Genomic DNA, 25,827 nt, shown 5'->3' with positions numbered 1-25,827 from the left:
TCGCCCCGGCAGAAGGCGGGCGTTGGGGGACCTCGTTTCCAGAAGGCCCCTTTTGGGGCGAGCTTCTGGTCAGCAGGCTGCGCCCGCCGGCCGGCTCGGGCGGCCCACGCTTTCGTAGTGAAATCCCAGCTCCGCCATCTGTTGGGGATCGTAGACGTTTCGAAGGTCGATGAAGATGGGGCTTCGGAGCAATCCCTGGATGCGAACGAGATCCAGGGCCCGGTATTCGTTCCATTCGGTCAAGAGAACCACCGCGTCGGCGCCCCGGCAGGCTTCGTAGGCCGACGGGCAATAGGTGATCTCCGGGAGGTGCTTGGCCGCCTCTTTCATGGCCTGAGGGTCATGGGCCCGGATGGAGGCCCCGTGTTCCATGAGGGCAGGAAGGATGGTGAGGGCCGGGGCCTCCCGCATGTCGTCCGTTTCCGGCTTGAAGGCCAGTCCCAGCACGGCGATCACCTTGCCCGCTTCGTTTCCGGCCAAGGCGTTTCGGATCTTCCGGACCATCCGCGCCTTTTGGGCGGCGTTCACCTCGGTGACCGCCTCCACGATGCGGCACGCCACCCCGTGTTCCTGGGCGATGCGCAGCAGGGCTCGAGTGTCCTTGGGAAAACACGAACCCCCGTAGCCGGGGCCGGGGTGCAGGAACTTGGCCCCGATGCGCCCGTCCAATCCCATGCCCTTGGCCACGGCGTGCACATCGGCGCCCACCTCCTCGCACAGATTCGCCATCTCATTGATAAAGCTGATCTTGGTGGCCAAAAAGGCATTGGCGGCGTACTTGATCAGCTCGGCCGTCTCGATGGTGGTGAGGACAAAGGGGGTTTCGATCAAATAGAGGGGCCGGTAGATGGCTTTGAGCATGTCTTCGGCCCGGGGATCGTCCGTTCCGATGACCACCCGATCCGGTCGCATGAAATCACCGATGGCCGCTCCCTCCCTCAGAAATTCCGGATTGCTGGCCACATGGAAATCGGCTTTCGGATTGGCTTCGGCGATGATGCGTGCCACCTGACGGGCCGTGCCCACGGGGACCGTGCTCTTGTTGACCACCACTGTGTAGCCGCGCAGCTGTGGGGCGATCTGGCGAGCCACTTCGAAAACGTAGGTCAGATCGGCATAGCCGTCCCCCCGCCTGGAACTGGGGGTCCCCACGGCGATGAAGATGACGTCCGCCTCTCCGACCGCCGGTTCCAGCGAGGTGGTGAAGGTCAGGCGTCCCGCCTGAGCGTTCTTGGCGATCAAGGGTTCCAGACCCGGCTCGTAGATGGGAATCCTGCCCGCCTGGAGCGCATCGATCTTTTCCCTGTCCACATCGATGCACGTCACCTGGTGTCCAAATTCGGCGAAGCAGGTGCCGCTTACCAATCCCACATAACCCGTCCCGATGATGGCTATTTTCATTGTCCGGTCGCTCTCCTTTGCTGTAAGCTACCATGAAACATTCGGGACTCATGACCATGCCCCATACTTTATCATCGGCAAGAACAGAATGAAAGATACCGCCGTGATACGCCACCTGTCCATCGGAGCCAAGATCTTTTGGGCCATTGTTGCTGTGGCCGTCCTGAGCGTGACCGCGGTGGGGCTCCTCGTTTATGGCAAGGGAAGGGAAATTGTGCGCCACAAGACCCTGGAAGAGCTGTCCCTGGCGGCGCGGGTCCATGCCCACTATTTGGAATATCACCTGGAAGATCTCCTGCAGGAATTGGAAACCCTGGCACCGTCGGCGCCTTCTCCGATGACGGCAGAGGCCCGGACTCCCGGGATGGAAACGGAAGGTGCTTTCCCCCAGTCCTTTCTGCACCGGGCCCGTTCCCTTCGGAAGCGCTTTCCCTGGGTCCAGGGGCTGGCCCTGCGGGATGGTGCCGGGCACTTGGTCACGGCCGTCCCCAATGGGAGTGTTCTCTCGTCCCGGTTTCCTCCCTACACGCCCCTGCCTCTGACGCACCATGGGGTCCTGGTCCACTTTCCCGTTCCCAAAGGCGCCCCGGAGGCGGCGCAGCCCTTGGAAGTGGGAATCTGGATGGAAGGGGCCGACTCGACGCGATGGTTCGTAACGGCCTCTGTGAGCCTGAAAAAGATTCTTCGGATGGTTCCGATCCCGGAGCATCTGGGCAGATCCCTTTTCGTGGCCTTGGCAGGCGCGCCGGGGGCGCGCCCTGTGATCCTATCAAGGGAGGTGTCCGTTCCCGCCGATGTGCGCACCCTTCTGGACAAGGTGTTCCAAGACTCCGAAGGCCGGACGCCCACCACCGTGCCCTTTGGGGGCCGTCCTTCCCGTGCCTTCCTGTGGGCCCGGGCCCGTCTGGTACGCCTGAATTGGCCCCTCATGGTGGCCCTCCCCGCCACTTCGACCCACGTACCCTTGTCCGATCTGTTCCAGGTGGTTGTGGTGGGGATTGCCGTGGGCACCGGCCTGGCTTTTTTGGTGGCCCTCTATGCCTCTTCGGCGATCGTCAAGCCGATCAAGAGGTTGACACAGGCGTTCCGGGAATTCAGCAAGGGAGATTGGCAGGTCCAGGTGCCGGCCACCTCTTCGGATGAGATCGGCGAGCTCACGGATGGATTCAATGAAGGGGTGCGCTTCCTGGCATCCCAGCATGCCAGGCTGCGTCGTTTTCGCGCCCTGGTGCGCCACAGCCCCGATGCGGTGCTCCTTTTTTCCGCATCGGGGGGGATCACCTATTGCAACGAGGCGGCCTTCGACCTGCTCGGTTACCAGCGCCGGGAAGATCTGGCCTTGAAGACGCTGGCCGATTTCGTCTGTCCCCGGGAAAGGTCCCGGTTCGAGAAGATCGTATGGCCCGGTATTCTGGAAGGCCGCTGGGAAGGGGAGTTGAGCCTGTGCCGCCGGGATTCCCGGCCTGTGGTGACGTGGGTGCGGGCCGGAACCATCCCCTCCGACGGGGACGGGCCCCAGTTGCTCTACGCCGTTTTGCGGGATATTTCGGAGCGCAAACGCTATGAAAAGGCCCTGCAGGAGGCGGAAGAATATTATCGAAGTCTTTTCCGTTCCAGCCAGGACGCCATCCTGGTAACGGATCCCCACGACATCATCGTGGACGTGAACGAAGCGGCCTTTGAAGCCATCTTCGGCTACACCAAGCAGGAAGTGGTGGACCGGTCCATCACCGATCTATACGACTCGGCCGCTGCGGCCTTTGGTCCCGCCGGCGAGGTGTGGGGCGGAAGTCCCGGCCGCTTGACCCTGCGTTGGAAAAGAAAAGATGGCACCGTTTTTCTGGGAGAGACCACGGTGGATGTGTTGGAAAACTCCCGTGGGCAGCGCCGGGGGTATCTGCGCGTGGTGCGGGACGTGAGCGAGCGGGTGGCCTTCATGGAAAAGCTGGAAAAGGCCTACAACGACCTCAAGGGGCTGGACCAGCTCAAAGACCGGTTCCTGGCCGGGGTCAGCCACGACCTGCGCTCCCCCTTGATTCCCGTGCGTGCCTTTCTCCAGAGGCTCTTGGAACGGCGCTGGGGCCCTCTCAATGACAAGCAGGAGGAATTTCTTCGCTATTGCCTCATCGGGGTGGACCGGGAACTCATTCTGGTGGAAGAGCTTCTGGACTACACCCGACTGCAGTCGGGCCGCCTGGAACTGCGCGCCGAGGAACTGGACCTGCAGGACGTGATCCGCACCAGCCTCTTTCTGCTCCAGGTCCAGGCGGAAGCCAGCCGCCTGCGGGTGCAGGTGGACCTGCCCCAGGATCCCGTGATGATCCGCGGTGACTACAACAAGCTGCTGCGCATTTTCAACAACCTCTTTTCCAACGCTGTCAAATACAATCGGCCGGAAGGCCGCGTGTCCGTTCGGGGCCAATGGGTGGGCGGAGGTCGGTTTCGCGTGGAAATAGAAGACACGGGGGTGGGCATCCCTCGGGAGTCGCTGGACCACATCTTCGAACACTTCTACCGGGTGGGGGGAGAGCGTGCCGGGGAGGTGACGGGCGCCGGTCTTGGACTGGCCGTGGTCCGTGAATTGGTGCGTCTGCACGAAGGCAGCCTGGACGTGCACAGCACCGTGGGAGTGGGCAGCGTCTTTGCCGTCACCTTTCCCACGACGGAACGCGGCGATCAGGCCCCAAAAAGGGAGAACGGCTGAGGCGGGAACGAACTCATCTTGGACGTGGATGCGGAAGCCAACGGCGAAAGGAGGCAATGTGGCGGAGGTGTTTCGATTTTCCAAGAAGGGGGATCAAGGACAGACCAGTCTGCTGTCCGGTGAACGGGTTTCCAAGGGGAGTCTTCGACCGGAAACCTATGGCACGTTGGATGAGGCCAGTTCCGCCCTGGGGCTGGCCAAAGCGCTGGGGGCCGATGAGAAGGTGCGGGAGATGATCCGCACCGTCCAGGAGGACCTGGTGACGTTGGGCGCCGAACTGGCCTGCGAGGACCCGGCTCGTTCCCAGTGGCGGGTGGAGCAGCAACAGATCGACAGGCTGGAACGCTGGATCGAGGAATTGCAACAGGAGGTGCCCCTCCCCCGCCACTTCATCCTGCCCGGAGCCAATCCGGTGAGCGCCGCGCTGGACCTGGCCCGAACCATCGTGCGCCGGGCCGAGCGCTGTGCGGCCCGGGCCCGGCAGGCGGGACTTGAGATACGCTCCGAGGTGCAGGCCTACCTGAATCGGCTGGCCGATTTTCTTTTTACGCTGGCCCGGTTTACCGAACAAGATCGTTAGAAGAAGAAAAAAAGAGAAAAAAAGAGAAAAAAGGAAAAAGAGCCCCTTCTTTCCCTTGGGGGCTCTTTCTCTTTTTTTGGGGGCTGACATCGCCCCCATGCGGCTCTTGCCTTTTGAAGGAGCCCTGTCTATGAATTACTAGCACTCACCGGCAATGAGTGCTAATCCGATGGGCGCCCCCAGGGCGCGCACTCCGTTGCGTGGCACATCTTAGCAGGAGGAAAGGAGAGCCAAGATGAAGCTGCGTCCGTTGCATGACCGAGTCATTGTCAAGCGATTGGAAGAGGAAGAAAAGACCCAGGGCGGCATCATCATCCCGGATACGGCCAAGGAAAAGCCCCAGCAGGGCAAGGTCCTGGCCGTGGGCAAGGGCAAGCTCCTGGAAAAGGGGGATGTGGTGCCCCTGATGGTCAAGGAAGGCGACCGGGTGCTCTTTTCCAAATACGCGGGCACCGAGGTCAAGGTGGAAGGCGAAGAACTTCTCATTATGCGAGAGGATGACATTCTGGCCATCCTTGAATAGGCGCATGGATGAGGAGGACGGAAGATGGCTGCCAAAGAAATCAAATACTACAGCGAGGCACGAAGCAAGATCTTGGCGGGTGTGGACATCTTGGCCGATGCCGTCAAGGTGACCTTGGGGCCCAAGGGGCGCAACGTGGTGATCGAGAAGACCTTCGGTTCCCCCACGGTGACCAAGGATGGTGTGACGGTGGCCAAGGAGATCGAACTGGAGGACAAGTTCCTCAACATGGGCGCCCAGATGGTCAAGGAAGTGGCCAGCAAGACCAGCGATGTGGCCGGCGACGGCACCACCACGGCCACCATCCTGGCCCAGGCCATCGCCCATGAGGGCTTCAAGCTGGTGGCGGCGGGCCACAACCCCATGGCCCTGAAGCGCGGCATCGACAAGGCGGTGGAAAAGGCCGTGGAGGCCCTGAAGGATCTGAGCAAGCCCACCAAGGATCAGAAGGAAATCGCCCAGGTGGGCACCATCTCCGCCAACAACGACGCCACCATCGGTGAGATCATCGCCGAGGCCATGAATAAGGTGGGCAAGGAAGGCGTCATCACGGTGGAGGAAGCCAGGGGCATGGAAACCACCTTGGACGTGGTGGAGGGCATGCAGTTTGACCGCGGCTACATCTCGCCCTACTTCGTCACCGATCCGGAAAAGATGGAGGTGGTCCTGGAAGAGGCCTACGTCCTGTGCCATGAAAAGAAGATCAGCAACATGAAGGATCTTCTGCCCCTCTTGGAGCAGATCGCCAAGATGGGCAAGCCCCTTCTGATCATCGCCGAGGATGTGGAAGGCGAAGCCTTGGCCACCCTGGTGGTGAACAAGCTGCGCGGCACCTTGAAGGTCTGCGCCGTCAAGGCTCCGGGCTTCGGTGATCGGCGCAAGGCCATGCTCCAGGATATCGCCATCCTGACGGGCGGCCAGGTGGTTTCCGAGGATCTGGGCGTGAAGCTGGAAAACGTGACCGTCAACGAGTTGGGTTCCGCCAAGCGGGTGGTGGTGGACAAGGACAACACCACCATCGTGGACGGCGCCGGCACCAAGGAAGCCATCGAGGGCCGCGTCAAGCAGATCCGCACCCAGATCGAAGAGACCACCAGCGACTACGACCGTGAGAAGCTGCAGGAACGGCTGGCCAAGCTGGTGGGCGGCGTGGCCGTCATCCGCGTGGGCGCCGCCACGGAAACGGAGATGAAGGAAAAGAAGGCCCGCGTGGAGGACGCCCTGAACGCCACCCGGGCCGCCGTGGAAGAAGGGATCGTGCCGGGCGGCGGCGTGGCCCTGCTGCGTTGCCAGAAGGCCCTGGACGATCTGAAGTTGGACGGCGAAGAGCAATTCGGCCTGGAGATCGTGCGCCGTGCCCTGGAAGCGCCGCTGCGCCAGATCGCCAACAACGCGGGCCATGAAGGTTCGGTGGTGGTGGAAAAGGTCCGCGAAGGCGAAGGCTCTTTCGGCTTCAACGCTGAACGTGAGGTCTACGAAGACCTGATCGCCGCCGGCGTCATCGATCCCACCAAGGTGGTGCGTTTCGCCATTCAGAATGCGGCGAGCGTGGCGGGGCTCTTGCTCACCACGGAGGCCATGGTGGCCGAAAAGCCCAAAGAGGAAAAACCGGCCCCTGCCGGCGGCGCGGGCATGGAGGACATGTATTAAACGCCAAGGTATCTGATCGTGGCCCAGGAACCCGGACTCCGTCCGGGTTCTTTTTTGTTGCACTCCCGAGGCGGAGTTGCTAGGAAAAGGGCGACGTATGCCCGAAGGCGGGCGGAGACGGGCGGGCGCCATGCCCGCCCGCAATTGTCTTGGGCCCGGGGGCCGCCCCGGCCAATGGACAGTTTGGAGGAAGGAGGAGCCGGCTATGGCTCGAGTGACCGTTGAAGACTGTCTGAGGCAGGTGGAAAATCGGTTTGCCTTGGTGCACCTGGCGGTGCGACGCGTTTTGCAGCTTCGCAAGGGGGCCGCCCCCTTGATCGATGCACCCAAGAACAAAGAGGTGGTGGTGGCCCTGAGGGAGATCGCCGCCGGGAAAATCCGCCCGGACAACATCCTGGAGATGGAGGGCCTGGACGATCTGAGCCTGGAAGCTCCCCTGGAGGGAACGGCGGGCTCCACGACCCCCGAGATCCAGGAGGTGGTTCAAGAGGCGTCTCAGGGCGATGCTGCGGCATCCGAAGGCGAGATGCGCGTGGTGAATGAAGAGGACGCTGGGGCCGATTCGGACGAAAGCTGAAATCCATCTCCACCTTCCGAGGGACGGGGCGATCATGGCCGGTAAAGGGCTGCTTTCGTGTTTGCAAAAAAGGGACCTGCTCAACCGCTCGGCGGTTTCTGTGGACGAACTCCTGGACTGGGGGCGGAGGTACGAGCAGGAGGGGCGGATCCATGACGCCGTGGATTTCTATGAAAAGGCTCAAGCCCGAGAGGAAATGGAGCGGCTCATGGATGTGGCCGTGCAAGAGGGCGATAGCTTCTTGCTCCGGCGCTTGTCCCATATCCTGGGCATTGATCCGGAACCGCAGATCTGGCGCTCGCTGGCCGACCGGGCCCACGAGCTGGGCAAAGAGCTCTTTTGTGAACAGGCCTTGAAGCAGGTGGAACCCCAAGAGCCTTCCCCCGACCCTGCTTGACAAGCAGGGACGCCATGCTTAGCTAATAGGCTGCACATGCGTCTTACTGGCCAAACTTGAGCGTTCAGGTGGTTATTCCCATGGAGCAGACCCGCGACTATTACGAAATCCTTGGCGTATCCCGCGACGCCAACGATGAGGAAATCAAGAAGGCCTACCGAAAGCTTGCCCTCAAGTACCATCCCGACCGCAATCCCGGAGACAAGGAGGCGGAGGAGCGCTTTAAGGAAGCAGCGGAGGCCTACGAGGTGCTCCGCGATCCTCAAAAACGTCAGGTCTACGACCAGTATGGCCATGCCGGCCTCAAGGGCACCGGATTTTCGGGCTTTGAGGGCTTTGATGATATCTTCAGCTCCTTTGGGGACATCTTCCAGGAGTTCTTTTCCTTCAATTTCGGTGGCGGGCAGCGCACCAGATCCAGCGCTCGTCCCGGAAACGATCTGCTCTACGAACTGGAGATCTCCTTTCAAGAGGCGGTTTTCGGGACCGAAAAGGACCTGGACATCGAAACGTTGAACACCTGCGACCGGTGCGATGGAAAGGGTATGGAGCCCGGTTCCAGCGAAAGCCTCTGTCCCTTGTGCCGCGGTCGGGGACAGGTGGTGCAGAGCCAGGGGTTTTTCCGCATCAGCACCACCTGCAACCGGTGTCAGGGGTCCGGGCGGATCATCACAACGCCCTGTCGGGACTGTCATGGGCAGGGCAGAGTCCGGAGCCGCAAGAAGGTGCACGTCAAGGTGCCGCCCGGGGTGGATTCCGGCACCCGTCTTCGCCTGCGTGGCGAAGGGGAAAGCGGGTATCGGGGGGGAATGGCCGGCGACCTCTATGTGCGCTTACGGGTCCAGCCCCATGAGTTCTTTGAACGGGACGGCAATGATCTCTATGGCAAGGTGAAGATCTCTTTCATCCAAGCCATCTTGGGCGATGAGATCGAGCTGCCGACCTTGGAAGGAACCAAGACGATCCACATTGAACCTGGAACCCAGCCGGGGACCGTTTTGCGGTTTGCCGGGGAAGGGGTGCCCTCCTTGCGCGGCTATGGGAGGGGGGACCTTTTTGTGGAAGTGGACGTGAGTATTCCCACCCAGATCACCGCCCGCCAACGAGAGCTCCTCGAAGAATTCGTGGCCATCGAAGAGGCGAAGAAGGACAAGAAGGTTCGCCGGTGGCCGTGGAGCAAACGTCGTCGGAACAAAGACGACGAGGTCGGGGAAGCCGCCCGCTGAGATCCCATTGCGTGTTTAGTGCACACCGCGTGGCCGGCAAGCCAGGCAGGATGTCTCTTGAGACGGAAACCCGGCTGAAAGGAGGAAAGACGGTGTGGTATGAACGCGAACCCGGTCAGTATGAAGATTTCCATGCCACGGCCCTCTATTGCCCGCGATGCCGTGAAGCCATGCCCGTTCGCAGCCGGCTTCTGCTGGTCCTGCCCGACGGGGAACTCCACGAATACCTCTGCCAGGTCTGCTCCACCTCCGTGGGAACCAAGACGGTGAAACAGGGGCCGGAGGGCCGTCTCATCGTGACATGATCCGCCCGGACCCGCTCAAATCGGAATCGGATGAGGTGACTGCGATGATTGAAGTGCAGGGTTTGACCAAGTTCTATGGAGCCGTTTCCGCGATCCAGGATGTGACCTTTCACATCGACAAGGGAGAAGTGGTGGGTTTTCTGGGGCCCAACGGAGCGGGCAAATCCACCACCATCCGCATCCTCACCTGCTACATGCCTCCCACCGCCGGGCAAGCCCGGGTGGACGGCCTGGACTGTGTCGACAAGTCCCTGGAGGTGCGCCGGCGCATCGGGTATCTGCCTGAAAATGTTCCTCTATACAATGAAATGACAGTGCGCCGCTTTCTGCGCTTCGTGGCTCAGGCCAAGGGGGTGGAGGCCCGGGCCATGACCCGGGAGGTGGACCGGGTGATCAGCGTGTGCGGGTTGGAACGGGTCAAGAACCGCATCATCGCCAACCTGTCCAAGGGATATCGCCAGCGGGTGGGCTTGGCGCAGGCGCTGATCAACAATCCGCCCGTGCTCATTTTGGATGAGCCCACCATCGGCCTGGATCCTACGCAGATCGTGGAGATCCGGCGCCTGATCAGCGACCTTCGCGAGGATCACACCATCTTGTTGAGCAGCCATATCCTACCGGAGGTGGCCCAGATCTGCCAGCGGGTCCTGATCCTGAACAAAGGGCGTATCGTGGCCACGGACTCTCCCCACGCTCTCACGGCCCAATTGCAAAAATCCGCCAAGATCGCCCTGACGGTGCAGGGAGACGGAGAGCGCCTGGCCCGAGCCTTGGAAGCCATGGACGGCATTCTGACTGTGCAGTTGGAAACCAACGGCCATTCCAGGATCACTTTGGAAACGGATCGTTCCCGGGACCTCCGACCTGAAATCGCCCGCAAGGTGGTGGAGGAAGGCCTGGGGCTGCTGGAGCTCAAGTCCATGGATCTCAGTCTGGAGGACATTTTCATGCAGCTGGTGACGGAAGAATCCCCCGCGGCGGAGGGTGAACGGGAGGCTTCAGAGACAGCGGAGGAAGTGCAATGATGCGAGGATTCTGGTCCGTGTACCGAAAGGAGCTCTATCTGGTGTTTGCGTCGCCCATCTTCTTTGCGGTGGCCTTCATCTTTTTGGTCCTCAACGGCTACTTCTTCTACAGTTCGGTGGCCTACTACAACATGGTCAGCTTCCAGGCGGGCCAAAATCCCTTCATGGCCCAGCAGCTGAACGTGATGGACGTGGTGGTGCGTCCCCTGTTCATGGATCTGAGCATCGTCCTGCTCCTGGTGGCTCCTCTCCTCACCATGCGGGTTTATGCGGACGAAAGAAGGACCGGCACGGTGGAACTTCTCTTCACGCTGCCGGTGACCGACGGCGCGGCGCTGGTGGCCAAGTTCCTGGGGGTCCTCAGTGTCTTGACGCTCCTGCTGGCGGGGACACTGCCTTCCATGGCCCTGCTGGGTTTTCTGACCGATCTCAATTGGAAGGCCGTCTTGAGCGCCTATCTGGGCTTGTGGCTACTGGGCGCCGCTTTCATGGCCCTGGGGGTCTTCACGTCTTCCTTGACCAAGAACCAGATCATCGCGGCGGTCCTTTCCTTCGGCGCCCTGTTGCTGTTCTGGGTGGTCAGTTGGATGAGTTCCGTGCTGGGGCCCGGGGCGTCCCGGTTCATCGAATACCTGTCCATTATCCGCCACTTCGACAGCTTCTCCAAAGGGGTGCTCGATTCCAGGGATATCACCTACTATCTGATCTTCATCGCCTTTTTTTTCTTTGTGACGCTGCGGCAAATCGAATCTTACCGCTGGCGGGGTTGATGGGAGCGCGTGGCGCTGCCGCCTAGGCCCCAGAGACGAAACCACGGAGGCGCATGGTCATGCCCAAGCAGAAAAAAGCTCGAAGGAGCCTGGTTTACGGATCCAACGCCCTTGTCTCCACGTTGGTTTTTCTGGCGATCCTCGTTTTTGTGGCCCTTATTGCCCAACGTCATCCGCTGCGCGTGGACCTGACGGAATCGGGGGAATTCAGCCTTTCGGAACAGTCCCGAAAGGTGGTGGAATCCCTCCAGGAACCGGTCACCATCAAGGCCTTTTTCGCAACCGCCTCACCCCAGAGGCTCAAGACCAAGGACCTGCTGGAGACCTACCGCTACCACAACAAGAAGATTCGCTATGAATTCGTGGATCCGGATCGAAGACCGGAGGTGGCCCGGCAGTACGAGATCCGCGACTACGGCACGCTGGTCCTGGAAGGCTTCGGCCGCAAGGAGACCGTGCTCCGGGCCGATGAGGAAGCCATCACCAACGCACTGCTCAAGCTGTCCCGCAAGAAGAAAAAGAAGATCTACTTTCTGACGGGACATGGGGAGCATTCGCTGGACGAGATCAACAAGGTGGGCTACTCCACGGTGAAGTCCGCCCTGGAAAAAGAAAACTACACGGTGGAAAAACTGAACCTGCTGCAGCGTGAGAACGTACCCGAGGATGCGGCCGTGCTCATCGTGGCCGGACCGCACAAGCCGCTGTTTCCCGAAGAGGTGGCCTCTCTGGAAGCCTATGTGAAACGGGGGGGCAAGGTGGTCGTCTTCCTGGATCCCGGCTTGGACGGGGGCTTGAAGGACTTTGTCCGGTCCTTAGGCATCCAGGTGGGCGACGACATGGTCATCGACAAGCTGAGCCGGGTCTTCGGCGGCAGTTACCTCATGCCCGTGGTGACCCGCTACGGCGCCCACAAGATAACCGAAGGGTTCAACGTGGCCACCTTCTATTCGGAAGCCCGTTCCGTGCGCCCCGTGAAGAAGCCGCCTGAGGGCGTCACCGTGGTCACCCTGGCCACCACTTCGGAAAACGCTTGGGCGGAAACGGATCTGGATCGGCTCCACAGAGGGGAGGCCAGTTTCGAGGAAGGTCAGGATGCGCCCGGTCCCGTCCCCTTGGTCGTTTTGGCCGCGGTGGACACCAACAAGCTTTCCAAATCCAGTTCCACGCAAACGGCCCAAGAGAAAGCCGGGCGGGAAGGCCGGGATGAAGCCGGCGTGGCCCATGCCGCCGAAACCCGGCTCCCCACGGGCTATCTGGTGGTGGCCGGAGATTCCGATTTTGTGGACAACACCCACTTCGGTCTGTCCGGAAACGGCGACTTTTTCCTGAACACCATCCACTTTCTGGCCGAAGAGGAGACGCTCATCACCATCGAGCCCCGCAAGAAGGAAGGCCAGACCCTGATCCTCACCCAAGATCAGGCCCGACTCGTCTTTTGGGTACCTCTGGTGCTCATTCCGGCTTTGGTGCTGGCTGTCGGTCTGGGGGTCTATCGGATGCGGAGGGCGCAGCGATGAAGTGGCGGCACACGGTTGTTTACGTGATTGTGTTGGCCCTTGTGGCAGGCTACTACTATTACTTCGAAGTGGTGAAAAGGAAAGAGGCCGAGGAGGCCGAAAGAGCGTCCAAGAAGGTCTTTGCGGTTTCCAAAGAGGCGGTTCAGGAACTGGTGATCGGTCAGAAGGGCAAGGAACCGGTGGAACTGGTCAGAACCGATGGAGCCTGGAAGATACGAAAGCCGCTGGAAACGGAAGCAGACGGTGCCGCCGTGGAGTCGGTGGTGAGCACTCTGGTGGAACTGGAGAAGGAGCGTTCCGTTGGGAAAGTGCCGGAAGATCTCAAGCCCTTCGGTCTGGACAAACCGGAGCTTACCCTTCGGTTCCGGGCCGGGGAACAGTGGCACGAACTGCGCCTGGGATCCCCCAACCCGGCCCAGGACAGCCGCTACGCCACCCGGGACCAGGGGGGCGATCTCTTCCTGGTGGCCTCCGGCACCTGGGGCGTTCTCAACAAGGGGCTCAATGAGCTGCGGCGCCGTGAGCTCTTCACCTTCGAAAACGATCAGGTGACCCGCCTGATCGTGGCCTGGGATCAGGGAGCCAAGGTGGAACTGAAACGGCTCCAGGACGGCGACACATGGCAGGCCCCCCAGGATCCCCAAAAGAAGATCAAGGCCAGCAAGGTTGAAAACGTCCTGGATCAAATCCGCTGGCTTCGAGCCAAAGACTTCGTCGATACGCCGGGAACCCACCGTGGTTCCGGCCTGGATCATCCCGCGGTGACGGTCACCTTGCATCTCAAGGGCGGAGACCAACGAACGCTCCAGGCCCAGGAGCCGGCCGCAGGGGCCTCTGTGCTTCGGGCGCTCAGCTCGGAGCTTCCCTTCGTGGTGGAAGTGGACAAGGACTTCCTGGAAGAGCTTCCCCGCAGTCTCCATGACGTGGAGGACCGTTCCGTCTTCACTGCGGACTCGGACGCCATTGCCCAGGTGGAGTGGGTGCTGGGGGAATCCAAGGGGCGGGTGGTTCGACTGAAGGAAGGCGAGTGGGGGCGAGCGCGGCAAGGCGCTGAGCCCGAACAATTGAAGGAATCCTGGCGTGTTCGTTCCCTCTTCTGGGAATGGGAGGATCTGGAATACGAGGGCAAGGATCCCAAACGGCAAAAACCGAAAGATAAAGACCTGGCCCGGTTGGTCTTCCGCGATCAAGACGGCGGCACCCTGGCTGCCTTTTCCTGGAAGAGACTTCCGGAAAAGGACAAGCCGGAAACCGTTGTGGTGTGGACGGATCAGGGGGAGGCCCTTCTTGTAAAGGCCGAAAAGATGGAGCAGGTGGAAAAGAAGCTCAAAGACCTCATCCACGCTTCGTGATCGGGACAAAGGCCGCCTTGATCACCGTGGGGGCAGCGTCCGGGACCTGCCCCCACGATCGGTTCCTATTCCCGGCCTCCCCGGTAGGACGTCTTGCCCAGGGGAAGCGGGGTGCAGTTGGGCGGTAAGCTTCCCGTTTCCACCACCACATCGATGGTGATCCCGCCCCGGGCATACCAGAGCCCCACCACGCGCAGGTACTTGGGATCCAGGACCTCCTGCAATCGTTTGTGAATGGTGACGGTGCAGGCTTCATGGAAGGTGCCGTGGTTGCGAAAACTGCCCAGAAAGAGCTTGAAGGCCTTGCTTTCCACGAGCCGGGGGCCCGGCACGTAGTCCACCAGAAGGACGGCAAAATCCGGCTGCCCGGTAACGGGGCAGATGGTCGTGAACTCGGGGGCCGTGAGGCGGACCACATAGTCCGTGTCGGGATGGGGGTTGGGAAAGGTTTCCAGAACGGCGTCCTCCGGCCTCTTGGGCGTTTCCACCTTCTTTCCCAGAAGGCTCAGCTCTTCATGGATCTGGTGCGTCACCGATGACTCCTTTCTTTAGGTTTTTTCACTGAAAGCGCTGCTTGAGACCTTCCTAACCCTGAAAAAAGATTCCCGGCTCACTGCTCGAGACGGAATCGCCCTGCCCCATGTTGGATCGATCCGGAAATCGGGTGCAGGGGCTCAGGCGTTCGCCTTTCCGGCTCGGTCCGCCGGCAGGGTGGTATCGGACGGGGTCCTGGGGGTGACCCCCACCGAGTCGCACTCGGGTATTTCTCCCTTGGTTGGGATGCCCAGATCTTGGAACCGCCGGGCGCTCACCAACACCCTTCTTTCCAGGGCGCCCACCGTCCGGTTGTAGCTGTCCACGGCCCGGGTGAGGTGGGTTCCCATATCCTGGAGGTAGCTGGTCATGCGGGCAAGCCTTTCGTGCAGCTCCCGGCCCAGGCGGCTGATCACCTCCGCGTTGCGGGCCATCTCCTGCTGCTGCCAGCCGTAGGCCACGGCTCTCAAGAGCGCGATGAGCGTGGTCGGGGTGGCCAGCACCACTCGCTGCTGCATGGCCGTCTCGATGAGATCGGGATCCTGCTCCAGGGCCGCGCTGAAAAAGGCCTCGCCGGGAACGAAGAGGACCACGAAATCCGGGGTCCTGGCAAACTGGCTCCAATAGTTTTTGGAGGCCAGCTGCTGCACATGGGCCCGCAAATGTTTGGCGTGGCTTTGCAGATGTTTTGTTCGATCCTCTTCGGACACGGCTTCCACGGCCTCCAGATAGCCTTGAAGAGGTACCTTGGCGTCCACCACCACCAGGCGTTCGCCCGGCAGGTGAACCACCAGATCCGGGCGAAGGGCACCGGGGCCCGGCACGGCGGCCTGTTCGGTGAAGTCGCAATGGCGGGACATGCCCGCCAGTTCCACGACTCGGCGCAGGGTGAGTTCACCCCATCGACCTCGAACCTGGGGCTGGCGCAGGGCCTTGACCAGTTTGCCCGTCTCCTGGATGAGCTGGTTGTGGGCCGTGCTGAGGCTTTCCACTTGCTGGGAAAGCCGAGCGAAGGCCTGCTGGCGTTCCCGTTCCATGGCCTGGACCGCCTGGTCGTATTTGCCCAGGGCCTGGGAAAGGGGAGAAAGGAGGGTTTCCATGCCCTGCTTTTTCTGCTCCAGATCGGCCGCCGCGGCCTTCTGGAACTGACCGAGGGCGTTTCGGGCCAGGTCCAGGAAGATCTGGGTGTTTTTCTGGAGCGATTGGGCCGCCAGGGCTTCAAAGGCCTGGCTCATCTTCTCCCGGGCCTGCTCATAGGCCGAAAGCTGTTCCTGGAACGCCGCCCGTTCCTTTTGCAACGTGGTCTCAAGGACGGCCATCTCCCGTTCCAGCCTGCCCAGCTCCTCTTGCAAGCGTTTCTTGTCCGCCCGTTGCTCGGTCAATTCCCGTTCCAAGCCGGGGATTCTTTGGACTTCCTGGCCAAGGGCGGCCCGTTTTTCCGTTTCGGAAAGAAGAGCCTGGCGGATTCGGTCCCCTTCCTGGCGAAGGCGCTCCAGCTCCCTTTCCAAATCAGCCCGCCTCTGCTCTTCTTCCAAGGCCTTCTGTTTCCAGGTGTCCCGCTCTTGGCAAAGGCCTGCTTCCCGATCCCTCCAGTGTCTGCGGTGATAGAAAAAGAAAGCGAGACCGATGAGAATCACCAGGCCCAACATGGACCAGGTCCAAACGTTCAGATCCAGTTCCATCGTCGGATCTTTCCTTTCTCCGCCGTTGGGATGCGGACCTTGCCCATGCGCTCTTCTGTACCCGCTGTCAGCCGCAGATCAAGGCCACAGCGCGGTGTCTCGGGGAATCATCTTTCGGGGCGCCCGCCGCATCTCAAGGTAGACCACGCCTATTTTAAGAGCTTCTTGATCTGGTGTTGGTAACGTCGAAAGATCTCTTCGGCCAGTCTTCCCAGATCCTGGGAAACGAGAGGATAGGCGGGCAGTTCCAGGGGTTCGGGCAATTGGAATTCCTTGGGATCCACGGGGTGAATGTAGAGTTTCTTTTCCACGGACATGATTTCGTCGGCGGAAAAGTTGCCCCCCAGGAAGTGCTTTTGTTCCAGGGCGCACACATCCAGATTCTTGAGAAAGTTCAGGATGGTCAAGAGATCGAAGTTGTTGTGAAAGCCCTGGATGTTGAGATTCAAGGCCCGGCACTCCAGCTCGAAATCGGCCATGGCGTCTTGGTAGTGAGCCATCCACTCCTGCAGACGTCGGTAAGATTCGAGCAAGAGCTTGCGGTACTTGGACTTGCCGGTGAAGGCGGAAACCTTGATGAAACGAACGCCCCTGGAAAAGGGCTTGTCCAGGCAGTCGCGCCAGAAGGAAGGGGAGGGGATCTTGAGCAATGCGACGAGGCGGGAAACCATCTCCGGGTGGATCATGAGGTAGCCCAGGCGGGTGATCCTTTTGCCCACCTGTTGGGCCAGGGATCGCACCTCTTCCGCCTGGGCTTTCAGGTCTTCCAGTTGCATCTCAACCACGCGGCGCTGGGTCAGGTAGTTTTCCAGCACCTCTTCTTTGACCTGTCGGGTGAGACAGGAGAGGAGATCGTCTTCCACCGTGTTGCCTCCCGAGGTCGGCGGCGGGGTCATGGCCGCGCCGGCCGCCGTCGTTGGAAAAGGGGCTGGGGATGCACGGTATGCTTCCCCGATCCAGTGGGAGATGCCCGGTCTCAGGGGGTCGAGCCCCCCCAATCGGCCACAAGAGCAAGCGCGGGAGACCGGTCCTTGCGGGTGAAGCAGACGCCCGCTTTCACAACCCCTCACAAGCCGCGTCGGGTTTGTGGGAGGTCTCGGGATGACGTGTCTTCCCACCAGAACCAGGATGCCAGTCCAGTTCGAAAGACGTCAACCCGGCCCTTTTCAGACGAGCCCCTGGCGGCCGCCTCAGGCATTCTCCCCGGCCCGCCCGTTTTCCTTGTCATCGAGCAGGAAGGTGCGGGGATTCAGATGGAACCGGTCTTTCTCGGGCTGATAACCGTCATGGTCTTTGAGCACGACGATGGAGATGGCCTGGGGCTCCGGCTCCAGAAAGAGTATGGCCTGGAACAAGTCATCCAGTTCGTGGCACGGGTAGGTAATCCCCTTCTCATTGACCACATCCATGTGCCGGTGCGTGCGGCACGAAAACCATACGGCCGCTCCGCAATCCTGGGCAATCTGCTGAATGGCCTGCAGCTGCTTGCGGCCGACCCGCTCAAAGTCCAATCCGTCCACCACAATGAGATCCGGACTGAATTGAACCTGGTCGGCCAGGTTGCGCATGCCTTCCTGGAGCTTGGACGGGGTGAAGGTGTGGTGCATGTAGGACATGATGAACCTGGAGGAGATCATGCCTTCCTTGGTCGTTTGCAAAAGAGCCGGGTTGCTTCCCGAATCCACCAGGTTCCGGTAGATCTCCTCATACCAGACCTTGATCTTGTCGGGCAGTTCGTCGATGCAGGCGTGCAGAACCTTCTTGCCCTGGGAAAGGGCTTCCAGGGCAATGTGGGTGAGCACGGCCGTCTTGCCGACGCCGGCCCTTGCCAGCAAAACACCCATCTGTCCAGGCTCCAGGGGGCGGCCCAGGCAGGCCTCGATCATCCTCGCTGTGGAGCCCTGTGGATCATTGTGTGCGGTCATGAACAACACTCCTTGTTTGAGCCGATTCCGCTTTCAGCATACACCATGCGCCTTCAAAAGTCAGCGTGCTGAGGCATGGGGGCCGGAGCACGGGTTTTGGATGCGCAGGAGGATTGGGATGCACATCTCCGTAAGGCGTCGGTGGTGCGCCGTGAGGCGTTCGTGTCCTCCATCACGATTTGCATGGTTTCTGTCACGGTGCACGGAAGTGACTTCCTATGCCTCTTGCTGCCTCTGGCGGATGATCTCTTCCGCAATGTTTTTGGGTACGGGGTTGTAGCGGGCGAACTCCATGGTGAATTCCGCCTTGCCCTGGGTGGAGGATCGCAGCACCGTGGAATAGCCGAACATCTCGGACAGCGGCACTTCCGCTTCGATAACGGAGAAGTTGCCGTCTTCGGCGGTACTGACGATGATGCCGCGCCGCTGATTCAGCGTGCCCAATACGGCACCCTGGAATTCCGTGGGGGTTTCCACCACCACGCGCATCACCGGTTCCATCAAGACGGGACGGGCCTTGGCGTAAGCCTGCCGGAACGCTCCGATGGCCGCCTGCTGGAAGGCCAGGTCGGAGGAGTCCACCGGGTGGGTGGCACCGTCGTTGAGGGTCACCCGCACACCCACCACGGGACACTTGGCCAGGCTGCCCTTCTTGAGACAGGCTTGGAAGCCCTTGTCGCAGGAGGGGATGAATTCCTGGGGGATGACACCGCCGGTGATCTTGTTGACGAATTCGTATTCCCCTTCTTCCAGGGGCTCGATGAAGCCGGCAACGCGACCGAACTGGCCCGCTCCGCCGCTCTGTTTCTTGTGGGTGTAGTCGAAGTCGGCGCGCTGGGTGATGGTTTCCCGGTAGGCCACCTTGGGCTGGCCTGTCTCCACCTCCGCCTTGTATTCGCGACGCATACGCTCGATATACACATCCAGGTGCAGCTCGCCCATCCCGCAGACAATGGTTTCGCCCGTCTCTTCGTCCAGGTAGGTGCGGAAGGTGGGATCTTCCTTGGTGAAGCGCGTCAGCGCCTTGCTCAGGTTCATCTCCGCCTTCTTGTCCTTGGGCTTGACGGCCAGCGAGATGACCGGTTCCGGCACATGAATGGAACTCATGCTCAGCTTGTGGGTGCCGTCGGTGAAGGTGTCGCCGGAGGCGCAGTCGATGCCGAATAGAGCCACAATGTCGCCGGCGCCCGCCGATTCGATGTCTTCCATCTCATCGGCGTGCATGCGGGCCAGGCGGCCCACCTTGACCGCCTTGCCGGTGCGCGAATTCACGATGGTGGATCCCTTGTGAAGGGAGCCTTGATAGATGCGCACATAGGTGAGCTGTCCGTAGCGCGTCACTTCCAGCTTGAAGGCCAGCATCACCAGGGGCAGATCCGGGGAGGCCTGGAGGGGTACCTCCTTTTCCTCGTCGCCCAGGTCCAAAGCCACGTTGGGAATATCCGGCGGGTTGGGCAGATAGCGCAGCACGGCGTCCAGGAGCGGCTGGATCCCTTTGTTCTTGTAGGCGGAGCCCAGAAAAACCGGCGTAAGCTCCAGAGACAAGGTACCCCGGCGGATGGCATCGTGAATGAGCTCTTCCGTGACCTGCTCTTCCAGGATCGCTTCTGTCAGTTCGTCGGAAAAGAGCGACACGGTGTCCAGCAGTTCTTCCCGTTTTTCTTCCGCCAGCGGCATCAGATCTTCGGGAATGTCCCGTTCCACCACCTCTTCGCCGCTGGGCCCCTCGAAGGAGAGCGCCTTCATGCGCACCAGATCCACCACGCCGTTGTGCTCGTTTTCCAGCCCCAGGGGGATTTGAACCATAACAGGGGTGTGGCCCAATTTGGTGCGCAGTTGCTCCACCACCTTGAAGGGATCGGCACCCGTGCGATCGCACTTGTTGATGAAGGCGATCCTGGGCACGTTGTAGCGCTTCATCTGCCGGTCCACCGTGACCGACTGGCTCTGGACCCCCCCCACGGCGCACAGCACCAGGATCGCTCCGTCCAGCACGCGCAGCGACCGCTCCACCTCGATGGTGAAGTCCACGTGCCCCGGTGTGTCGATGATGTTGATGAAATGATCCTTCCACTCACAGTAGGTGGCCGCGGACTGGATGGTGATGCCCCGTTCCTTCTCCAGTTCCATGGAGTCCATCTTGGCCCCCACGCCATCCTTGCCCCGGACTTCGTGGATGGCATGGATGCGTCGGGTGTAGAAGAGAATCCGCTCGGTGAGGGTCGTCTTGCCTGAATCGATGTGCGCGCTGATGCCAATGTTTCTAAGCTTGGTGAGATCCTTGATCATGGGTTTCATCTCCAAAAAACGAGAAAATCTTGGCTCGTTGCTCTGCAAAACAAAAACGGGCAACAACAGGTGTGCCCGTCGGGAACGGGTGCTCCTATCAAAAGTATGCGCAAAAGGAAAGAAAAAAAAGAGCCGAAAAGGATTTTCTTGTATCAGAGGCGATGGGAGGGGATGGCCAGCTTCTGGCCCGGGCGGAGGGTGGCCCGGGTGTCGAGGCCGTTGGCGCGGCACAGAGTTTTGAGCGGGACACCGTATTTTTTGGCGATGGCCCACAGGCTTTCGCCCGGGGTCACGGTGTGGACCGTGGCGGGTGCCTTGCTCGAGCCGATTCGGTAGCCCACGATCAGCCGCATGCCCAGCTTCAAAGGCTTTCGGCTGTCCAGGTTGTTCATGCGGCAGAGCTTGTGGATGCTCAGGTTGTGGCGCTTTGCGATGGCCCACAGGGAGTCTCCCCGGCGGACCCGATAGATCTTGGGCCCCCTTTGCTCTCCTTTGGGAGCGGAGGGGATGGCCAGCTTCTGGCCCGGGCGGAGGGTGGCCCGGGTGTCGAGGCCGTTGGCGCGGCACAGAGTTTTGAGCGGGACACCGTATTTTTTGGCGATGGCCCACAGGCTTTCGCCCGGGGTCACGGTGTGGACCGTGGCGGGTGCTTTGCTCGAGCCGATTCGGTAGCCCACGATCAGCCGCGTTCCCTGCCTCAAGGGCTTTCGGCTGTCCAGGTTGTTCATCTGGCAGAGCTTCTGAAGGCTCAGGTTGTGGCGCCTTGCGATGGCCCACAGGGAATCGCCCCGGCGGACCCGATAGATCTCGGGCGTCTTTTCGGATTTGGACGTGGGCAGGTGTTCCACCAGATCCCTGTGCTGGACGGAAGCCAGCTGCAATGGCTTGCCGCTCAGAAGGGTTCGGGGTTGCAGGCTGCTGGCCACGTGGACCGGCTCCAGCTCAAAGCCCCTTCGGTAGTAAACCAGCTGCATCCCTGGACTCAGCGGGCTCGCCTCGGTCAGGTTGTTCCAGCGGAGCAGGTCGTCCAGGCGCACCCCGAAGCTGCGGGCCAGGGTCCTCAGGTCGGGCTCGGTCCCGTGCACGTAATAATGGACGGTCTTGGGCAGAAAGGCGTTCTGGGCCAGCTCGATCAGGGCGGCCCTGTGGGGATCCAAGCGCCGGAGTTTCCCCGCTAAAGTGGACCAAGGGGCATAGAAGCGCACATGCAGGTGGTCGCGGTGGCGGCGCGCATGCCGGATGATGGCCTCTCGGTGTGCCTTGCCCACGTTATAGAAAAGCCTGTCCAGGTACGTCTTGTCCCAGCCATGGTCCAGCGCGTAGCGGTACAGGAGCCGCTGGATGCTCCGATCCATGAAGATGTACTTCACTCGGCCGGTTTGGAGCAGTCCGTCCACCAGTGTCCACGTCTTGGCCACGTCCAGGTTGTGTCTGTTCATGGGGACGAAATGTGGGAGGAGGCGGTTGCCCTTGGCGTACATGCCGATGTCGATGTCCCGCCCGTTCTGGTGGGATCGATGGCCCCGGAACCATCCGCCCCGGCGCCGGGAGATGTCTCCGATCTGCACATCCACCGTGTGGGGATAGGCGGTGCGGACCTTTTCGATGGCGTCCAGTACTCCGCCGATGAGTTCCGGGGTGGCGTAGGACCTTTCGGGACCACGCAACCGGTATCCCCCCAGGTCTGCGGGAAAGCGGATGCCACCCTCCAGTCGACCGCGAAAGGGCTTACCGATGGATCGGGTCAGGGCCCACCCCTCTGGCGCGGCCGCGAGGCACACAAAAAGGGCGCACAGCGCCACAGCGGCGCTGCCGACCCACCGGCGCCTTCCCGCGGCTGGAAGCGTCGCAGGGCGACCCATCTTATCCTTGCAATCGGTCAGGGGCGTTCTCCCTCGTTCGGGGCTTGCCAACGATTCTTTGGTAACGGCGTGGCTTGGCGGCCGCGGCGCATCCTGGCACCCCAGCACGCCCGTGTCCATACGGGTGAAATCTTTCTTTAGCTAGGAAAAAACCTCGATCGTGTCAAGTCTATTTTTTTACTGGGAATTGGGCGGAGGGTCCCCTCTGCTGCCCGGATCGGCAGCAGCGGCACCGGGATTCCGAACACTGCTGGCAAAAGTGGCAGTCGGGGCAGGGGTGCTTGCGGAAGGTGGTTTCGGCGGAACACACGGGCTGGTAGACCAGGGGAAAACCCGCCCGTTCTTGGAATCGGCCCACCCGGTGGGTCCGTTGGGATTCGTCTTCCATGGGAACCTCCCAGTAAAGGTTGAAGAGATTTGGGCTTCCTTGTTACCTTCCAGAACCGCATGGAAGCGGTTCCAAGGGCCCATGGGAGCCTACGCCCAGGCTGCTTCTATGTTGTACGGGCAGAATCTTGGGGCAACCGCCGGGGCCGTGCTTCCGGCCTGGCGTTTCAGCCGTAGGGGTGGGTTCCGGACCCTCCCCTACAAAGCTCAAAAAGCGTCACAAGGCACACTTGAATTGCATTTGTCAGAAAGGCCAAGAGTTCATTGTCAGACAGCCTCCTACAGGAAAGGGGCGGCGCGGAAGGCATCCGGACCGGCTTTGCCGATTTGTGGGAATACACAAGTCGAAAGCAGCGACTCGGCGCGGGCCCCATCTTTGACCGGAAGGTAAGGAGGCGCAGGCGGCTTGGCAAGGGAGACGGGATGACCACGGGGGCAAGGGGTGGCTCTGAGATGGACCACCCCTACTTCATGGGGCTGGCCTTGGAAGAAGCGCGCCTGGCCTTCGCAAAAGGGGAAGTGCCGGTGGGGGCCGTTCTGGTGAGCCAATCGGGCATCGTGCTGGCCCGGGCTCACAACCAACCGGTCTCGTCCCGGGACCCCACGGCCCATGCGGAGATCCTGGCGCTCAGGCGGGCCGCCGGCCTGCTGAGAAACTACCGTCTTCCCGGCACCATCCTGTATGTGACGCTGGAGCCCTGTGCCATGTGCCTGGGGGCCGCGATGCAGGCGCGGGTGGAGATGGTGGTCTTCGGTGCGCGAGATCCCAAGGCGGGGGCCATGGGCGGCGTTGTGGACTTGACAAACCTCGGGGCTTTCCCGCATAGTATCCAAGCTGTTCACGGGGTCCGGGACGAAGAGTGCGCCCGGATGCTGGTGCGTTTTTTTCGTGAACGGCGATCTTTGAAAAGTGGAGCCTGCGGAGAGGTACCGAAGTGGTCGTAACGGGGTCGACTCGAAATCGACTTGTCCTGTGAAGAGCAGGGCACGTGGGTTCGAATCCCACCCTCTCCGCCATGAGGGCCCCAGAGGATTTTCTTTCGATTGCGGAGAGATGCCCGAGCTGGCCGAAGGGGCACGACTGGAAATCGTGTGTACGCCCACAAGGCGTACCGAGGGTTCGAATCCCTCTCTCTCCGCCATATTCGAAACTCGCCGGTGAGCTCCCGAACCGATGGTTTCCGGGAGCTTTTCCGTGTGGGGACGCGGCCGTCGTTCGTCGGCCCGTAAACACGCCGAACCCATGGAACCTCATCGAAGCCATGTCCTACCTGGTCCTGGCCCGCAAATGGCGCCCCCAAGTCTTTGATCATGTGGTCGGGCAGCCCCATGTGACCCGAACCCTGCAAAACGCCATCAAGACAGGGCGCATTGCCCATGCCTATCTGTTCACCGGGGCCCGGGGCGTGGGCAAGACCTCCGTGGCCCGCATCCTGGCCAAGGCGCTCAACTGCCAAAAGGGAATCTCGCCCGTTCCATGTAATGAGTGTTCCAACTGTCGCGAAATCTCCCAGGGAAACGCCGTGGACGTGTTGGAGATCGACGGGGCGTCCAACCGGGGCATCGACAGCATCCGGGAACTGAGGGATACGGTTCGCTACCGGCCTGCCAAGAGCTCCTACAAGATTTACATCATCGATGAAGTGCACATGCTCACGACCGAGGCCTTCAATGCCCTTTTGAAGACCTTGGAGGAGCCGCCGGAGCACGTCCTTTTCATCTTCGCCACCACCGAGCCGCACAAGATCCCCGGGACCATCTTAAGCCGTTGTCAGCGCTACGATTTTCGGCGCATTCCCACCCGGCAGATCCTGGCCCATCTTGCCCGGATTGCCCAGGAGGAAGGGGCCGATTTTTCCCAATCGGTCCTGTTTGCCGTGGCTCGCGAGGCCGACGGCAGCATGCGCGATGCCCAGAGCCTCATGGAGCAGCTTCTGGCCTTTCGGGGCGAGGATCTGGAGGATCGGGAAGTCCTGGATCTGCTGGGCGTGGTGGATCGGGAGACCGTTCGGGAGGCGGCCCAGGCCGTCTTGGATCGGGATGTGACCCGGTGTCTGGACTTGGTGGATCGTCTCCATGGGCGGGGCATCGATCTGAGAAGGTTCTGTCAGCGGCTATGCGAGTATTTTCGGGATCTCATGGTGCTCAGCTTTGGGCGGGCCCGGGGCGGTTCCTGGCTGGATCTTCCCCAGGAGGAACTCCAAGGCCTGGAGGCGTTGGTGTCCCGAACCTCGGGCGAGGCCCTCTTTTCCTACTTTCAGATGCTGGTGGCGGGCGAAGAGGACATCCGCCGGGCCAGTCTCCCGCGGGTGGCCCTGGAGATGCTGCTCCTTCGCTTGGCCACTTTGCCGTGCCTGGAATCCATCGACGCGGTGCTGGAAAGGCTGGAAGGCCTGGTCTCGGGGAGCGCAGCGCCCCTAGTGGAGGACAGCCCGCCCCGGTTTCGTGTGGGAAGAAAAGAGCCGCCGAAGGAGGGGCTTTCTGGGGCTCCCAAGCCTCCCTGCGAAGAGCGCTGCCAGGGCCCGGCCGCTCGCGAAGAACGGCGGAACAAGGTTTCCCAAGAGGCGTTTGCAGGAGTCCGGGAAGACGAGCCGGAAGGGGCGGGGCGCACCGTTTCAAGGGGGGACGCTGCGGGCCAAGAGGAATCCGTTGACCCCGATTCGGGGTCGCTGGAGCCGGCGGACGTGGTGCGCCATTGGTCGGATTTTTGTCAATGGGTGGCCGCCCGCGACCAGATCCTGGGGGCCAAGCTCTCAAAGAGCCGGGCGGTGGAGGAGCCGCAGGGGGTTCTGGCCGTACAGGTTTTGGAGGTCTTTGAAACCAGCGTTCAAAATGGGGACAGCGAACGGACCCTGCGCCAACACCTGACCCATTATTTTCGTGGGAAAAAGGCCGCCTTTCCGATAAGGTTTTCCGCAACGAAGGCGGCCATCCCTAAGCCTTCGCAAGCTGGATCGAGGAAGACCAGTCCCACGCGGTTGGCCCTCAATCATCCGGCGGTCCAACAGGCCATCGAAGTGCTGGGGGGCGAGCTGGTGGAGGTGCGCTCCCTGAAATCCAAGAAGAAAGACCGCTGAGTCTTGCGGTCGGGTCGGTCCCGGCCGAAGCAATCTTCAAG

General features: G+C 61.2%; 21 protein-coding genes, 2 tRNA genes and 1 pseudogene. 16 read left to right on the top strand and 8 right to left on the bottom strand.

Annotation, left to right across the window (positions count from 1 at the left end):
- Positions 1-69: 69 nt before the first annotated feature.
- Positions 70-1,401, bottom strand: coding sequence for a UDP-glucose dehydrogenase family protein (locus B9A12_RS08575; protein WP_084057474.1), 1,332 nt, complete (start codon positions 1,399-1,401; stop codon positions 70-72).
- A gap of 88 nt (positions 1,402-1,489) precedes the next feature.
- Here B9A12_RS08575 and B9A12_RS08570 point away from each other — a divergent pair, with 88 nt between their 5' ends.
- The 12 genes and pseudogenes from B9A12_RS08570 to B9A12_RS08515 all read left to right on the top strand — a co-directional run bounded on the left by B9A12_RS08570 (position 1,490) and on the right by B9A12_RS08515 (position 14,030).
- Positions 1,490-4,105 (top strand): PAS domain S-box protein, encoded by a 2,616-nt coding sequence (locus tag B9A12_RS08570; protein WP_170920464.1) that lies wholly within the window; start codon positions 1,490-1,492, stop codon positions 4,103-4,105.
- Positions 4,106-4,163: 58 nt separating this feature from the next.
- Positions 4,164-4,685, top strand: a complete 522-nt coding sequence (locus tag B9A12_RS08565; protein ID WP_170920462.1) for a cob(I)yrinic acid a,c-diamide adenosyltransferase — start codon at positions 4,164-4,166, stop codon at positions 4,683-4,685.
- Positions 4,686-4,920: 235 nt separating this feature from the next.
- A complete protein-coding gene (groES, locus tag B9A12_RS08560; RefSeq protein WP_073038203.1) occupies positions 4,921-5,208 on the top strand; it encodes a co-chaperone GroES in 288 nt (95 codons plus the stop codon).
- 24 nt (positions 5,209-5,232) lie between these two features.
- Positions 5,233-6,858, top strand: a complete 1,626-nt coding sequence (groL, locus tag B9A12_RS08555; protein ID WP_084057471.1) for a chaperonin GroEL — start codon at positions 5,233-5,235, stop codon at positions 6,856-6,858.
- A 205-nt stretch (positions 6,859-7,063) separates the two neighbouring features.
- Positions 7,064-7,303, top strand: a pseudogene (rpoZ, locus tag B9A12_RS17865) (DNA-directed RNA polymerase subunit omega); the annotation flags it as partial.
- Positions 7,304-7,469: 166 nt separating this feature from the next.
- Positions 7,470-7,832 (top strand): hypothetical protein, encoded by a 363-nt coding sequence (locus B9A12_RS08545; protein ID WP_084057469.1) that lies wholly within the window; start codon positions 7,470-7,472, stop codon positions 7,830-7,832.
- A gap of 80 nt (positions 7,833-7,912) precedes the next feature.
- Positions 7,913-9,058 carry a molecular chaperone DnaJ gene (dnaJ, locus tag B9A12_RS08540; protein ID WP_084057468.1) on the top strand — a complete coding sequence of 382 codons (1,146 nt, stop codon included), beginning with the start codon at positions 7,913-7,915 and terminating at the stop codon, positions 9,056-9,058.
- Between the two features lie 92 nt (positions 9,059-9,150).
- The gene (locus B9A12_RS08535) at positions 9,151-9,363 is read left to right on the top strand and encodes a hypothetical protein (protein ID WP_245802393.1); all 213 of its coding nucleotides are present in this window, start codon (positions 9,151-9,153) and stop codon (positions 9,361-9,363) included.
- Positions 9,364-9,407: 44 nt separating this feature from the next.
- Positions 9,408-10,388: an ABC transporter ATP-binding protein gene (locus tag B9A12_RS08530; protein ID WP_084057585.1), complete on the top strand. Its 981-nt coding sequence runs from the start codon at positions 9,408-9,410 to the stop codon at positions 10,386-10,388.
- Entirely contained in the window at positions 10,385-11,158 is a 774-nt protein-coding gene (locus tag B9A12_RS08525) for an ABC transporter permease (RefSeq protein ID WP_245802392.1), read from the top strand. Before B9A12_RS08530 ends, B9A12_RS08525 begins: the two co-directional genes overlap by 4 nt.
- Positions 11,159-11,217: 59 nt before the next feature.
- Positions 11,218-12,678 (top strand): GldG family protein, encoded by a 1,461-nt coding sequence (locus B9A12_RS08520; RefSeq protein WP_170920461.1) that lies wholly within the window; start codon positions 11,218-11,220, stop codon positions 12,676-12,678.
- On the top strand, positions 12,675-14,030 hold the full coding sequence (locus B9A12_RS08515) for a DUF4340 domain-containing protein (RefSeq protein WP_084057465.1): 1,356 nt from the start codon (positions 12,675-12,677) through the stop codon (positions 14,028-14,030). Before B9A12_RS08520 ends, B9A12_RS08515 begins: the two co-directional genes overlap by 4 nt.
- 65 nt (positions 14,031-14,095) lie before the next feature.
- Here B9A12_RS08515 and queF read toward each other — a convergent pair whose 3' ends face one another.
- From queF to B9A12_RS08480, 7 genes are all read right to left on the bottom strand, one after another.
- Positions 14,096-14,563, bottom strand: coding sequence for a preQ(1) synthase (queF, locus tag B9A12_RS08510; protein ID WP_084057464.1), 468 nt, complete (start codon positions 14,561-14,563; stop codon positions 14,096-14,098).
- 141 nt (positions 14,564-14,704) lie between these two features.
- On the bottom strand, positions 14,705-16,246 hold the full coding sequence (locus B9A12_RS08505; protein WP_084057463.1) for a DNA recombination protein RmuC: 1,542 nt from the start codon (positions 16,244-16,246) through the stop codon (positions 14,705-14,707).
- Positions 16,247-16,395: 149 nt separating this feature from the next.
- On the bottom strand, positions 16,396-17,109 hold the full coding sequence (locus B9A12_RS08500; RefSeq protein ID WP_084057462.1) for a hypothetical protein: 714 nt from the start codon (positions 17,107-17,109) through the stop codon (positions 16,396-16,398).
- 327 nt (positions 17,110-17,436) lie between these two features.
- Positions 17,437-18,171: a hypothetical protein gene (locus B9A12_RS08495; RefSeq protein ID WP_084057461.1), complete on the bottom strand. Its 735-nt coding sequence runs from the start codon at positions 18,169-18,171 to the stop codon at positions 17,437-17,439.
- 216 nt (positions 18,172-18,387) lie between these two features.
- Complete coding sequence (gene fusA / locus B9A12_RS08490) at positions 18,388-20,460, bottom strand: elongation factor G (protein ID WP_084057460.1); 2,073 nt, start codon at positions 20,458-20,460, stop codon at positions 18,388-18,390.
- 152 nt (positions 20,461-20,612) lie between these two features.
- A complete protein-coding gene (locus B9A12_RS08485) occupies positions 20,613-22,322 on the bottom strand; it encodes a penicillin-insensitive murein endopeptidase (protein ID WP_170920459.1) in 1,710 nt (569 codons plus the stop codon).
- A gap of 169 nt (positions 22,323-22,491) precedes the next feature.
- Positions 22,492-22,710: a hypothetical protein gene (locus B9A12_RS08480; protein WP_084057458.1), complete on the bottom strand. Its 219-nt coding sequence runs from the start codon at positions 22,708-22,710 to the stop codon at positions 22,492-22,494.
- Positions 22,711-23,162: 452 nt separating this feature from the next.
- Here B9A12_RS08480 and tadA point away from each other — a divergent pair, with 452 nt between their 5' ends.
- The 4 genes from tadA to dnaX all read left to right on the top strand — a co-directional run bounded on the left by tadA (position 23,163) and on the right by dnaX (position 25,786).
- Positions 23,163-23,654: a tRNA adenosine(34) deaminase TadA gene (gene tadA / locus B9A12_RS08475; protein ID WP_212636877.1), complete on the top strand. Its 492-nt coding sequence runs from the start codon at positions 23,163-23,165 to the stop codon at positions 23,652-23,654.
- Positions 23,631-23,726, top strand: a tRNA-Ser gene (locus B9A12_RS08470). The genes tadA and B9A12_RS08470 overlap by 24 nt, the downstream gene beginning before the upstream one ends.
- A 31-nt stretch (positions 23,727-23,757) precedes the next feature.
- A tRNA-Ser gene (locus B9A12_RS08465) sits at positions 23,758-23,851 on the top strand.
- Positions 23,852-23,971: 120 nt separating this feature from the next.
- Positions 23,972-25,786 (top strand): DNA polymerase III subunit gamma/tau, encoded by a 1,815-nt coding sequence (gene dnaX / locus B9A12_RS08460; RefSeq protein ID WP_084057457.1) that lies wholly within the window; start codon positions 23,972-23,974, stop codon positions 25,784-25,786.
- Positions 25,787-25,827: the final 41 nt, after the last annotated feature.

Source organism: Desulfacinum hydrothermale DSM 13146, assembly GCF_900176285.1.
GTDB lineage: Bacteria > Desulfobacterota > Syntrophobacteria > Syntrophobacterales > DSM-9756 > Desulfacinum > Desulfacinum hydrothermale.
The sequence above is the reverse complement of the archived record's forward strand: the minus strand, read 5'-3'. Positions and strand labels throughout refer to the sequence as shown.